Annotated in this window: 9 protein-coding genes; 2 read left to right on the top strand and 7 right to left on the bottom strand. The window is 75.4% G+C overall.

Annotated features, from left to right (window positions below):
• Positions 1-15 precede the first annotated feature (15 nt).
• Positions 16-693, bottom strand: coding sequence for a LuxR C-terminal-related transcriptional regulator (locus ACH5AR_RS06550; protein ID WP_380735377.1), 678 nt, complete (start codon positions 691-693; stop codon positions 16-18).
• A complete protein-coding gene (locus ACH5AR_RS06545) occupies positions 686-2,149 on the bottom strand; it encodes a PspC domain-containing protein (RefSeq protein ID WP_396300239.1) in 1,464 nt (487 codons plus the stop codon). The genes ACH5AR_RS06550 and ACH5AR_RS06545 overlap by 8 nt, the downstream gene beginning before the upstream one ends.
• 134 nt (positions 2,150-2,283) lie before the next feature.
• On the opposite strand from ACH5AR_RS06545, the gene ACH5AR_RS06540 reads away from it, so the two are divergent.
• Both ACH5AR_RS06540 and ACH5AR_RS06535 read left to right on the top strand, forming a co-directional pair.
• A complete protein-coding gene (locus ACH5AR_RS06540) occupies positions 2,284-3,753 on the top strand; it encodes a PspC domain-containing protein (RefSeq protein WP_396300238.1) in 1,470 nt (489 codons plus the stop codon).
• Positions 3,750-3,959 carry a hypothetical protein gene (locus ACH5AR_RS06535; RefSeq protein ID WP_396300237.1) on the top strand — a complete coding sequence of 70 codons (210 nt, stop codon included), beginning with the start codon at positions 3,750-3,752 and terminating at the stop codon, positions 3,957-3,959. The genes ACH5AR_RS06540 and ACH5AR_RS06535 overlap by 4 nt, the downstream gene beginning before the upstream one ends.
• 22 nt (positions 3,960-3,981) lie before the next feature.
• Here the strand turns inward: ACH5AR_RS06535 and ACH5AR_RS06530 are convergent, their stop codons facing one another.
• From ACH5AR_RS06530 to ACH5AR_RS06510, 5 genes are all read right to left on the bottom strand, one after another.
• A complete protein-coding gene (locus ACH5AR_RS06530; RefSeq protein ID WP_396300236.1) occupies positions 3,982-5,007 on the bottom strand; it encodes a Rieske 2Fe-2S domain-containing protein in 1,026 nt (341 codons plus the stop codon).
• A gap of 214 nt (positions 5,008-5,221) precedes the next feature.
• On the bottom strand, positions 5,222-6,817 hold the full coding sequence (gene guaA, locus ACH5AR_RS06525) for a glutamine-hydrolyzing GMP synthase (RefSeq protein ID WP_396300235.1): 1,596 nt from the start codon (positions 6,815-6,817) through the stop codon (positions 5,222-5,224).
• A 972-nt stretch (positions 6,818-7,789) separates the two neighbouring features.
• Positions 7,790-9,556 carry a hypothetical protein gene (locus ACH5AR_RS06520; protein ID WP_396300234.1) on the bottom strand — a complete coding sequence of 589 codons (1,767 nt, stop codon included), beginning with the start codon at positions 9,554-9,556 and terminating at the stop codon, positions 7,790-7,792.
• Positions 9,557-9,804: 248 nt separating this feature from the next.
• Entirely contained in the window at positions 9,805-11,598 is a 1,794-nt protein-coding gene (locus tag ACH5AR_RS06515) for a GMC oxidoreductase (RefSeq protein ID WP_396300233.1), read from the bottom strand.
• 128 nt (positions 11,599-11,726) lie between these two features.
• Complete coding sequence (locus ACH5AR_RS06510) at positions 11,727-13,358, bottom strand: succinic semialdehyde dehydrogenase (RefSeq protein WP_396300232.1); 1,632 nt, start codon at positions 13,356-13,358, stop codon at positions 11,727-11,729.
• Between the last annotated feature and the right edge of the window lie 80 nt (positions 13,359-13,438).

The raw sequence follows: 13,438 nt of genomic DNA, 5'->3' as shown, positions 1-13,438 counted from the left end.
GTGCGCCGCGGCGCCTCAGACCAGGCGGCGGGCGGTGGCCCAGCGGGTGAGCTCGTGCCGGTTGCTCAGCTGGAGCTTGCGCAGGACGGCGGAGACGTGGCTCTCGACCGTCTTCACCGAGATGAACAGCTGCTTGGCGATCTCCTTGTAGGCGTAGCCGCGGGCGATCAGCCGCAGGACCTCGCGCTCGCGCTGGGTGAGCCGGTCCAGGTCCTCGTCCACCGGCGGGGTGTCGGTGGCGGCGAAGGCGTCCAGCACGAAGCCGGCCAGCCGGGGCGAGAACACCGCGTCGCCGTCGGCGATCCGGAAGACCGCGTTCACCAGGTCGGTACCGGTGATGGTCTTGGTGACGTAGCCGCGCGCCCCGCCGCGGATGACGCCGATGACGTCCTCGGCCGCGTCCGACACCGACAGGGCCAGGAACTTCACCCCGCCCTGCTCGCCCATCACCCCGGCCGAGCGGCGCAGCACCTCGACGCCGCCGCCTCCGGGCAGGTGGACGTCCAGCAGCACCACGTCCGGCCTGGTCTCGGCGACCACGCGGACCGCCGAGTCCACGTCGTCGGCCTCGCCGACCACGTCGATGCCGGTCACCTCGGTACGGCCGATCTCGGCCCTGACCCCCGTCCGGAACATCCGGTGGTCGTCCACCAGCACGACCCTCGCCGTGCGCTCCGGAGCTGCCTCAGTCATCCGTTCTCTCCATCTCCAGCTCGACCTCCGTGCCGCCGCCCGCCGCCGGCCGCACCCGAGCGGTGCCGCCGTTGCGCTTCATCCGGCCGATGATCGACTCCCGTACGCCCATCCGGTCCCCGGGCACCGTGTCGGGGTCGAAGCCGGGGCCGTGGTCGCGGACGAACACCGACACCGTCCTCCCCTCCACCTCGGCGTAGACCTGGACCGGTCCCCCGCCACCGTACTTGGCCGCGTTGACGGTCGCCTCCCTCGCGGCCTGCATCTGTGCCGCGATCCGCTCGTCCATCGGGCAGTCGCCGACGATCACCAGCTCGACGGGGACGCCGTGCCGGTCCTCGACCTCGGCGACGGCGGCCCGCAGGCTCTCCGCCATGGTGTCCGGCGCGGCCTCGGCGGCGGCCTCCGGGCGGTACAGCCACAGCCGCAGCTCGCGCTCCTGCGAGCGGGCCAGCCGCAGCACCTCCTTGGGGTCCTCGGCCCGGCGCTGGATCAGGGTCAGGGTGTGCAGCACGGAGTCGTGGATGTGCGCGGCGATCTCGGCCCGCTCCTGGGCCCGGATGCGGGCGGTGCGCTCGGCCCCGAGGTCCTGCCAGAGCCGCAGGCCGTACGGGCCGAGCAGCACCAGCACGCCGGCCAGCACCGCCAGCGAGGCCTCGATCACCGAGCCCAGCGTGGAGCCGCTGCCCTGCATGGCGAGCAGCGCGATGGTGCCCGCCACCGCGAGCAGCACGCCCGCGCCGACCCGGGTGTAGGCGCCGCGCCGCTTCTCGCCCTCCTCGATGCCGAACCAGCGCTGCCAGCGCGAGTCGTCGGCCTGCCGCCAGACCAGCGCCACGCCGACGCCGATCGCCAGCAGCGGCCAGGTGTACGGCTTGGCGGTCTGCAGGCCGAGCACGTTGAGCAGGGCGATCAGGCCGATCACCGTCATCACCAGGGCTGCGAGCTGGCCGATGCCGCCCTGCCCGGCCTTGCCGGCCGGCGCCTCCTCCTCCCCCGCCGCGGGGGCGCCCACCGGCTCGCCCTGGAGGGCGTGCTGGAGCAGCCGGCGCGTCCGGCCCACCCAGCCGCCGGCCCGGCCGGGCTTGTTCAGCAGGCCGCCCTGCAGCCCCGGCGAGGCCGGGACGAACGCCCCGTTGAGGTACACCCACTGGGCCCCGCCGCGCTGCGAGGGCTCGCCGATGCCGATCGGCACCACGAACCAGAACGCGGCGTACAGCAGCGCGCCGATCCCCTGCGCGAAGAACAGCACGACGAAGGCGATCCGCACCCACCGCACCGGCAGCCCGAGGTGCACCGCCAGGCCGTGCGCGACCCCGCCCAGCATCCGGCCCTGCGGACTGCGGTAGAGCCGCCGGTAGGGCGGCCGCCCGTCGTCGGGCGCGCTCGGGTCGGCGCCGGCCGCCGGCGCGCTGTCGGGGGCGGTGCTTCGGGGATCGGTACCGGGGGCTGCCACGCCACCGATGGTTCCACGCGGGCGCCCGCGGGCGCATCAGGGTGTGTCCCCATCCCGTATCAGGGACAAGTCAGGGTACGGACAGGGACCGACCCGGTTGGGCCGGGCCCTCCTGTGCCGGAAGGATGGTGCCCATGACCGAGGACCCCCGCATCGAGGAGGCCGGGCCCGCCGCCCCGCCGGAACCGGACCGCCCGCCACTGACCCGGGCCGAGCGCCACCGCGTGGTGGCCGGCGTCTGCGGCGGCCTCGGCCGGCACCTGGACATCGACCCGGTGGTCTTCCGGATCGTCACGGTGGTGCTCTGCCTCTCCGGCGGCCTCGGGCTGTTCCTGTACGGCCTGGCCTGGCTGATCGTGCCGACCGACGACGAGAGCAAGGGCCGCGGCGGGCGCACCGAGCTCCAGCGGGTGCTCACCGGGCGGGTGGACGGCCAGTCGGTCGGCGCGGTGCTGCTCACCGTGATCGGCACCGGGGTGTTCTTCTCCTCGATGGGCGACGGGGACCAGATGTTCCCGCTGCTGCTGCTCGCCGCCCTGGTCTTCCTGGCGGTGCGCTACGACCCGGAGCGCCGCCGGGGCCGGGGGCGCCAGCGCCGGCGCGGCGGCCCGTACGACCGCCACTTCCCCGAGGACGGCGCGGGCGGCGGGAGCGCCGGGGCCTACCGCTGGCCCCGGCAGGAGCAGGACGAGCCGGCCCGGGCCGCCGGGAGGGGCGCCGCGCAGAGCCCGGCGCCCGGCCCCGGCAGCTACCTGTGGGACCCGCGCCACCCGGAGCGCAACCCGTACGGGGGCGCCGCCCCGGGCACGCCCACCCCGCCGTACGGCACCCCGACCCCGCCGTACGGCACGCCCACCCCGCCGTTCGGGACCCCGGTGCCGCCCCTCGGCGGCCCGGGCCGGCCCTGGTGGCAGCGCACCGACCTGCCGGAGGGCGACCCGCTGCGCAAGGAGGGCGCGCGGCGCCGCCCCGAGCCCGCCGCCGTACGGCGCCCCCGGGAGCGCTCGGCGCTCGGCTTCTTCGGCTTCCTGCTGGCGGTCGGCGCGGGCACCGCGGTCTGGTCGGCCACCTCCGGCCACCACGCGTCGAGCGTGGTGGGCGCCTCGGTGCTGGCCACCGCGCTGCTGGTGGTGGGCCTGACGCTGCTGGTCGGCGCGAAGTTCGGCCGGGCCCGCCGGCTGGCGGTGACCGGTCTGCTGCTCACCCTGGCGCTGGCCTTCGTCGGCCACTCGCCGGACGCCATGCGCAACGCGATCGGCGACCGCGCCTGGACCGTCGCCTCCGCGACCGACCTGCGCGACCGGTACAACCTGGCCGCCGGGCAGATCAGGCTGGACCTCTCCGGGATCGACCCGGCCGGGACCACCCTCGCCACCAAGGTCGACCTCGGCACCGGCGACATGACCGTCACCGTGCCGGACGACGTGACGGTGAACCTGGTGACCAGGGTCGGCCTGGGCAACGTCAGCGTCCCCGGTGAGCACGGCGACAGCACCGGGCGGCACACCTACCTGATCGGCCCCGTCAACGGGCAGCCCGCCAAGGGCGGCCTCAGTCTCGAACTCGGAATCGGGCTCGGCAACATCAAGGTGGTCCAGCGGTGAGGAAGCATCGGCTCGACCTGTTCTCGCTGGTCGCGGGCGCACTGTTCACGGTGATCGCCGTGCTCTACCTGGTCGCGGCGCTCAACGACCAGTCGGTGAACGGGCGGATCGTCATCCCGGTCACCTTCATCGTGCTCGGCGTCGGCGGCCTGGCCGGCGCGGTCGCCGCGGTGGCCCGCCGGGGGCGTCCCGACCACGAGGAGTGACCCCGGGGCCCGCCCGGGGCCGCTAGGCCTGCTGCGGGCCCAGCGTCAGCCGGTCCCCGTCCTTGCTGACGGCGTACCTGGGCAGCGGCTTGACCGCCGGCCCGTTGACCACCGCACCGGTCGCCGCGTCGAACCGGGAGCCGTGGCAGGGGCAGTACAGCTGGCCGTTCTTCGGCGCGTCCACGGCGCAGCCGGAGTGGGTGCACACCGCGGAGAAGGCGCAGTACTGGCCGGCCTTGGGCTGGACGATGTAGACCGCGTCCCCGGTGGCCGGGTCCTTGACCTGGGCCGATCCGCCGACCGGTACGCTCGCGGCGGGCACCGCGGGGGCGGCGGAGGGGGCCGCGGCGGTGGCGGCCGGGGCCGCGGACTGCTTGGGCGCGGCGGAGCGGTCCCGGCCGAAGGTGCGGGTCAGCGAGCCGGTGAGCAGCCCGGCCCCGCCGATCGCGACGGCCGCGATTCCGCCGTCCACCAGGGCCCGGCGCCTGACGTGGTCCTCGCCCAGCCCCCGCGCGCGGTCCCGCCCGGCCCGGCGGGCCAGGTAGCCGTCCACCGACAGGTACGGCGTGCCGGCCAGCAGCAGCGGGGTCCAGGCCATCAGGTAGGCCAGGTCGTTGCCGAGGTAGTACGGCGAGACGCTCCAGCTGACGGTCAGCCACAGGCTGAGGTTGAGCAGCGCGCCGCCGAGCGCGGCGACCCGGCCCCAGAGGCCGAGCAGGGTGCCGAGGCCCACCGCCAGCTCGCCGAAGGCGATGCCGAGCGCGAAGAGGGTCGGGTGGTCGAGCGCGGGGCCGAGCAGGAAGGAGATCGGGCTGCCGCCCGCCTTGGCGGCCTGGGTCTGCGAGACGAAGGACGCCGGGTCGCCCGCCCCGGCCAGGAAGTGGGCGTCGGAGAGCTTGTCGAGGGCGGCGTAGACGAACGTGACGCCGAGGAAGAGCCGCAGGGGAAGCAGGGCGTAGGTGGACGCGAACGCCCGCCGCTGCGCCGCCCGGGCGGTCCGGCCGGCCGCTCCCCCGCCGGTCGGCACCGAGTTGCTGGCCTCCGACATCCCGTACACCTTCCCTCACCGCCTGCCACTGCCTGACAGGTCCGGTCCGCATTCTGCCCGCTCCCGACCGCTTTCGGTGGGAGGTCCCTCCCGGCGGGCGGCGCCCGCACCGCAAACGGCCGCGCCGTCGCTCCCTCCAGTACGGGAACGACGGCGCGGCCGTTCAGGCATCGGCCTCAGGACGAAGAAGCGTCCCGGCGGCCGGTGGGAGCGGTCACTCCCACTCGATGGTGCCCGGCGGCTTGCTGGTGACGTCGACGACGACGCGGTTCACGTCGCGGACCTCGTTGGTGATCCGGGTGGAGATCCGGGCCAGCACGTCGTACGGCAGGCGCGACCAGTCGGCCGTCATGGCGTCCTCGGACGACACCGGGCGCAGCACGATCGGGTGGCCGTAGGTGCGGCCGTCGCCCTGCACGCCCACGCTGCGGACGTCGGCGAGCAGCACGACCGGGCACTGCCAGATCTCGCGGTCCAGACCGGCCGCGGTCAGCTCCTCGCGGGCGATCGCGTCGGCGTCGCGGAGCAGGTCCAGGCGCTCCCTGGTGACCTCGCCGACGATCCGGATGCCCAGGCCCGGGCCCGGGAACGGCTGGCGCTGGACGATCTCCTCCGGCAGGCCCAGCTCCTGGCCGACCATCCGGACCTCGTCCTTGAACAGCTTGCGCAGCGGCTCCACCAGCTGGAACTGGAGGTCCTCCGGCAGGCCGCCGACGTTGTGGTGGGACTTGATGTTCGCGGTGCCGGCGCCGCCGCCGGACTCCACCACGTCCGGGTACAGGGTGCCCTGGACCAGGAAGTCGACCGACTCGCCCTGCTCGCCGGCCTCGGCGACGATCTCGGCCTGGGCCTGCTCGAAGACCCGGATGAACTCCCGGCCGATGATCTTGCGCTTCTCCTCGGGGTCGGTGACCCCCTTCAGCGCGTCCAGGAAGCGCTCGGAGGCGTCGACGACCTTCAGCTGCACACCGGTGGCGGCGACGAAGTCCTTCTCGACCTGCTCGGTCTCGCCCTTGCGCATCAGGCCGTGGTCGACGTAGACGCAGGTCAGACGGTCGCCGATGGCCTTGTTGACCAGGGCGGCCGCGACCGCGGAGTCCACGCCGCCGGACAGGCCGCAGATCGCGCGCTTGGTGCCGACCTGCTCGCGGATCAGGGCGATCTGCTCCTCGACCACGCTGCCGGTGGTCCAGGTCGGGGCGATGCCGGCGCCGCGGTAGAGGAAGTGCTCCAGGACCTGCTGGCCGTGGTCGGAGTGCAGCACCTCGGGGTGGTACTGGACGCCGTACAGGCGGGCCTCGTCGTTCTCGAAGGCCGCGACCGGGACCAGGTCGGTGGAGGCGGTGACGGTGAAGCCCTCCGGAGCGGCGGAGCAGGCGTCGCCGTGCGACATCCACACCGAGTGCTGCGCCGGGACGCCCTCGAACAGGGTGGAGCCGCCGCGGGAGACGGTCAGCGGGGTGCGGCCGTACTCGCGGGCGCCGTTGTTGTCGACGGTGCCGCCCAGCGTCGTGGCCATCAGCTGGAAGCCGTAGCACATGCCGAAGACCGGGACGCCGGCCTCGAAGATCGCACGGTCGATCTGCGGCGCGCCCTCTTCGTAGACCGACGACGGACCGCCGGAGAGGATGATCGCCTTGGGGTTCTTGGCGAGCATCTCGGCGACCGGCATGCTGCTCGGCACGATCTCGCTGTAGACCCGCGCCTCACGCACCCGACGGGCGATGAGCTGGGCGTACTGGGCGCCGAAGTCGACCACCAGGACGGGGTCGTTGTCCGGCACGGACTGGACGGGAATTGCAGAGGACACGGACGCCCTTCCGGCAGCGGTATCGAGAGTGTCGCGCGTGGCCGCGCCCCGGGGGGTTGCGGCTGCGGCGGACGGTGTGGGGTGTCTGGACACCGATTCTACCGGGCTGTCCGGTTTCACTCGTCTGCCCGTCCAGGCAGCCGTGACCGGGCGGGGCCCCGGTTCGTTGCTTCTGACGAACGTACGGCCGCGCCGCGCCCGCCAGACGCGCCGTCCGCCCCCGCGGGGGCACCGTCGTACGGCAGCAGGACCACGCGTGGAGTACCACCCAGTCCGCCCGCGCACGTGGTGCCGCGGCCCGGCCCGCCGGGCGCGGTTCCGTGGGACCGTGCGCGGGTGCCGCGGCCGGCCAGCAGGGGACAGCGAACCCGGCCGCGACTGGGCCGAGCGGTGGGACGGCCGGAGTCCGGGGACGCCCGGGCCGGCCGTCGCACCCCGGTCCGGCCCGGTGCACGCCCGGCGCACTCCCCCGTCCGCTATGCGCCGCTACGCGCGTCCCCGTGCATCGCCACCACCCACCCCACTACGCACCGTGATCATCGCTCGCGGTCCCGGCCGGAAATGCTCCGGACCGAACTGTGCCGAACCGGTTGCAGAGCGAGCCCTCCGTCCAGCACGATGCTCGGTGTAAGCGGTTCTCCCGGCGCCTCACGGCGCGGCGGGGAGGCCCGCGACGGCGTTCTCCGCAGCCGCGCCGCAGGGAGGCGGCAGCGATCCGCAGTTCACGCTCCGTAAGCGTGGGACCGGCGCAGACCACAGCGCCACCCCACCGCGCAGGGGCGTGCGCGCCCCGCGCGGCCGGCCACCCACGCCGGAGCCGCACGGCGCACCCGAAGCCAACCGACACGACGGCGCTCCTCCCCCGGCGCCGTCACGCCGGCACCGGCGCGGCCCTGACGCCGGGTGCCGGACGACAAAGGGCCCCGTCCCCCCGCGGGGCCCTTTGCCCGTCCCACCGGCGCCGGTGAGGCCTCAGGGGTGCTCGCGCCACACCCGCGGGTCGACCGGCTCCTCGGCGGGAGGCGGCGGCACCGGCGCCCCGCCGGCCGCGGCGGACGGCGCCTCGTGCGAACCGAGCACCTCGCTCACCCCGCTCCCCGGGGCGAACGGCGCCTCCGGCGGCCCGGCGGCCCGCGGCGGCGCCCCCTGGGCGGGGACTGCCCGGGCCGGCGTGCCCTCGACCGGCGTCCCCTCGACCGACACCCCCTGGGCCGGCACCCCGTGCGCCGGCGTCGCGTACGGCACCTGCGGCGGCACCCCCGCCGGCGAGGGCCCGGCGTCCCGGGCGAACGGGGACTCGGCGTACGGCACCGCACCCTGCGGCGCGCCCGCGCCCCGGCCGCGCACGGCCGCCAGCGCCGGCGGCACCAGCAGCACACCGGCCAGTGCCCACACCGCGTTGGCCACCAGCGCGGTGAGGAACACCAGCCCGCCCGACTCGTCCTGGGAGAACTCCATCCGCCCGGGGCTGGTCCAGCCGGTGGCGGACACGGTGCGCGTCACCAGCACGCCGGAGACGGCCATCAGCAGGGTGAGCGCCCCGGTGTACCCGGCCGCCAGCCGCAGCCGGTCGGCCGCGTCCAGCCCCCGCCGGAACGCCGTCACGCCGAGCACCACCGCCGAGACGAGCGCGAGCAGGCCGGCCCAGCGCCAGTCCCCGGTCACGCCGTGCAGGTCGAAGAGGGAGAACCCGGTCTCGCTGCTGCGGTCCCCCCAGGCGGTGTCGTCGCGCAGGCCGTCGCCGCCGGACAGGCCGGTGTGCGCCCGGAAGGTCGCCCCCGAGCCGAAGCCGAGGAGGTTGAGGCCGAGGTTGGGCAGGAAGGCCAGCGCGATCCCGGTCCGCGCCCCGCTGTCGCTGGTGGCCGCGACCAGAACGAAGGCCGCCACCGAGGAGAGCCCCAGCGTGAACGCCAGCGCCCGGCCGGCGGCCAGCGCGGACACCGCCCAGCCCCGCACCGAGCGGCTGCGCCAGGCGGCCCAGCGCAGCGCGTCGGTGCCGTAGACGACGAAGGCCAGCAGGGCGGCGAGCAGCGCCGTCCAGGCGACGGCCTCCGGCCAGCCGGAGTCCGCGGTGATCAGCGGCCGGGTGTCGGGCTTCAGGCCGCCGGAGCCGAAGTAGTCGGGCTTCACGCCGCGGCTCGCGGGGTGCCACCGGGTGCTGCCGAGCAGTCCGAGCACGCCGCTCACCGCCGCCAGGACCAGCGCGGTGCGGATCGCCTCGGCGGCGGCCTGGGCCCGGGTGAGCTGGCCCTCCACCGCCCTGCGCCGGCGCAGGGCGGCCCGCAGCCCGAGCCAGAGCGCCAGGCACCACAGCACGGTGACGGTCATCGGCAGCACCCGCAGGGCGATCACCAGCCCGTCGGTCCGGCCGTGGTCCAGCGGTGTCCGGTAGCCGAGCCGGAACGGCGCGCCGAGCGCGCTCAGGGCCATCGACAGCGCCGAGCCGAAGCGCTCGCCGAAGCCGGCCGACTGGAACCGGTACTCGTACTGGTAGTCGCTCGGGACCGCCGCGACCAGCGCGGCGGCCAGCAGGACGAGCGTCGGCGCGACGGCCGCCCGGACCGCCGGGCGCCAGTCCGCGGCCGTCAGCAGCCGCCGGAACGCGGGCGACCGGTCGTACACCTGCCCGCCGCCCCAACTGCCCAGCGCGGGCGGGGCCGGCGGCGCCGGGGTGGTCGGGCCGTACCCCGGCGGCGGCGCGTACCCGGACGGCGGCGCATCCGGCGGGGACGGCGGCACGGACGGCGGCGCATCCGGCGGGGACGGCACGGCAGACGGCGGGGCCGGGGGCGCGAACGGCCGACCGCACGACCCGCAGGCGGGCTCCCCCTCCCCCGACGTCGCGCCGCACGCTGTGCAGTTGGCCATGGACCGCGTTCCCCCCGCTCGACGAGCCCTGGCCGCCCCAGGGAGCCCGTTTATCCCATCGGACCCGAACCGATGTCAACCAGGAACCGGGGCGGGCGGATTGGGCCGCCGAGCGGGTCTCAGCCGCTCTTCTTCGGGACCTCCGGCACGGGCAGCAGTGGCAGCCGCAGCGCGCCGAACGCGCCCTCGGGCACGGCCGGCCGGACCGGCGCCACCGCCGCCACCCGCCGGTACCCCTCGCCCTGGGCCGGGCGCGGGTCCGGCTCGCCCTTGTTCGGCCACATCGACAGGGCGCGCTCGGCCTGCGCGGTGATGGTGAGCGAGGGGTTGACGCCCAGGTTGGCGGAGACGGCCGAGCCGTCCACGACGCTGATCCCGGGGTGGCCGTACAGCCGGTGGTACGGGTCCACCACACCGGTCTCCGGGGTGTCGCCGATCGGGCAGCCCCCCAGGAAGTGCGCCGTCATCGGGATGTCGAAGATCTCGCCGACGGTGCTGCCCGGGAAGCCGTTGATCTCGTCGGCCAGCGCCTGGGCGCCCCGCTCGGCCGCCGGGATCCAGGTCGGGTTGGGCTCGCCGTGGCCCTGCGCGGAGGTGAGCCGGGCCTTGCCGAGCGGGCCCTTCCGCAGCGAGACGGTGATCGAGTTGTCCAGCGACTGCATCACCAGGCCGATGATCGTCTTCTCGGACCAGCGGCGCTGGTTCATCGAGCGGGCGAAGGTCACCGGGTGGAGCGCCGAGTTGCCCAGGTAGCGCAGCCAGCGCGGGACCGCCCCGCCGCCCCTGACCTGGGCGATGGACAGCGCGCCCATCGCGTTGGAGCCCTTGCCGTAGCGGACCGGCTCGATGTGGGTGTTGGCGTCCGGGTGGATCGAGGAGGTGATCGCCACGCCCTTGGTGAAGTCCGCCCGGGTGCCGTAGCGCCGGTCGGTGGTCTGCGCGCCCACCAGCGCCTCGGAGTTGGTGCGGGTCAGCTCGCCCAGCCGGGCCGAGATCCGGGGCAGGTGGCCGGCGTCCCGCATCCGGTGCAGCAGCGACTGGGTGCCGTAGGTGCCGGCCGCGACGACCACCCGGGCCGCGGTGATCGTCCGCGCGCCCGCCTTCACCCGGTCCGTCCTGGAGCGCGCGTCGGTGCGGCGCACGTCCACCGCGTACCCGCCGTCGCCCGTCTCCCGGATCCGGGCCACCGTGGTGAGCGGGTGGATCCGCGCCCCGCCCTTCTCCGCCAGGTACAGGTAGTTCTCGGTGAGCATGTTCTTGGCGCCGTGCCGGCAGCCGGTCATGCACTCGCCGCACTCCACGCAGGCCCTGCGGGCCGGGCCCGCGCCGCCGAAGTACGGGTCGGCGACCTCGCTCCCGGGGGCCGCCTTGGCGGTGCCGTCGGTGTCGCGGCCGTCGCCGAAGAAGACCCCGACCGGCGCCATGTGGAAGGTGTCGCCGACGCCCATCCGCTCGGCGGCCGCTCTGAGGTGGACGTCGGAGGGGGTGAGGGTCGGGTTGAGCCGGACCCCGAGCATCCGCTGCGCCTGGTCGTAGAACGGCGCCAACTCCTGCTGCCAGTCGGTGATGTGGCGCCACTGGCGGTCCTCGAAGAACGCCTTCGGCGGCACGTACAGGGTGTTGGCGTAGTTCAGCGAGCCGCCGCCGACCCCGGCGCCGGCCAGGATCAGCACGTTGGCCAGCAGGTGGATGCGCTGGATGCCGTACAGCCCCAGCCGCGGCGCCCACAGGTAGTTCGGCAGGTCCCAGGAGTTCCGGGGCAGTTCGTCCCGCTCGAAGCGCCGGCCGGCCTCCAGCACGGCGACCCGGTAGCCCTTCTCGGTCAGCCGCAGCGCCGCGACCGAACCGCCGAAGCCCGACCCGACCACCACCACGTCGTAGTCGTACTGCGCCGCACCGCCGGACTGCTCCATCTGCCACCGCTCCTTCGCCGGAATGAACTCGCCGGGTGAACCTGTTTGCGGGTACCGCGAACCGGGCCCCGCCGCCGTCGGCGGGGCCCCGGGCACGGCCGCGGCCCCCGGGGGCCGACGGACCCGCCCTACTTGAAGCGCAGCGCCTTGAGCGCCCGCAGGCCGCCCGTCATCAGGGCGGCGAACTGCCTGTCGTCCAGGCCGAACGAGGGCGCGATCGGCACCAGCCGCTGGGTCGCGATGGTCTGCGCCTCGGTGAAGCGCAGGATGCCCTCGGCGCCGTGCCGGCGGCCCAGCCCCGAGTCGCCCATGCCGCCCATCGGCGAGCCGACCGAGCCGTACGCGGCGGCGTACGCCTCGTTGACGTTGACGGTGCCGGTGCGCAGCCGGGCCGCGACCGCCCGGCCGCGCCGCCGGTCCCTCGTCCAGACGCTGGAGTTCAGGCCGTACGGCGTCGAGTTGGCGGCGGCCACCGCCTCCTCCTCGGTGTCGAAGCGGTAGACGGAGACGACCGGGCCGAAGGTCTCCTCGGCGCAGACCGCCATCTCCGGGGTGACGCCGTCGAGGACGGTCGGCTCGAAGAAGAACGGGCCCAGGTCCGGCCGGGCGCGCCCGCCGGCCACCACGGTGGCGCCCGCCTTGACCGCCTCCTCCACGTGCCGGGTGGTGGTCTCCAGCTGGCGGACGGAGACCAGCGAGCCCATGTCCGCGCCGTACGCCAGGCCGCCGCCGAGCCGCAGCGCCCGGGTGCGGGCGGCGAAGCGCTCCAGGAACCCGTCGGCCACCGAGCGGTGCACCAGCAGCCGCTCGATGGAGATGCACAGCTGCCCGGCGGAGGAGAAGCAGGCCCGGACGGCCCCTGCGGCGGCCGCGTCCAGGTCGGCGTCGGCGAGCACCAGCATGGCGTTCTTGCCGCCGAGTTCGAGCGAGGCGCCGACCAGCCGGGCGGCGGCGCGCTGGGCGACGTCGCGGCCGGTGCGGGTGGAGCCGGTGAACGAGACGTAGTCGGCGTGCTCCACCACGGCGGGGCCGATCACCGGGCCGTCGCCGACCACGATCTGCCACAGGTCGGCCGGCAGCCCGGCCTCGACCAGCAGCTCCCGGGCCCACAGTGCGGTCAGCGCGGTCTGGGTGTCGGGCTTGTTGACGACGGCGTTGCCGGCCACGAAGGCGGGCAGGGCGTCGCCGATCGACAGCTCCAGCGGGTAGTTCCACGGCGAGATGTGGCCGACCACGCCCTTGGGGCGGCGGGCCTCGACGGCGTGGGTGAGCACCGGCAGCGCGCCGCCGCGCCGCCGGTCCCGGAGGTACCCGTGCGCGGCCCGCCCGTAGTGCCGGGCGGCCATGGCGACGGCCAGCACCTCCTCGAAGGCGTGCAGCCGGGCCTTGCCGGTCTCCGCCTGGACGAGGTCCAGCACCTCGTCCTGCCGCCGGAGCAGCAGGTCGTGGAAGCGCAGCAGGACGGCGGCCCGGCGGCGCACCGGCAGCGCGGCCCAGGCGGCCTGGGCGCGGCGGGCCAGCTGGAAGGCGACCTCGACGTCGGCCGGGGTGGACCGCGGCAGGCTGGCCAGCCGCTCGCCGGTCAGCGGAGCGACGGTCTCCACCAGGTCCGGCTCGCCGGTGGCGGTGACGCCGGCGGCCAGCCGGGCGACCAGGGACGGCGGCACGGCGGAGGCGACGGTCCGGCCGCCGCCGGGAGCCGCCGGGTTGCCGGCGCCGGGCTGTTCGGTGGCCACTGCATCTGCTGTGAGGTCCGACATACGGCGCAGCCTAGGCGCTCGGCGGCCGGTCCGGTACCCGTCGGTAACAAGAATCTGCCGCACCCGGGCGGCAGCGGGCG

This window comes from Kitasatospora sp. NPDC018619 (genome assembly GCF_044391605.1).
Lineage (GTDB): Bacteria > Actinomycetota > Actinomycetes > Streptomycetales > Streptomycetaceae > Kitasatospora.
The sequence above is the reverse complement of the archived record's forward strand: the minus strand, read 5'-3'. Positions and strand labels throughout refer to the sequence as shown.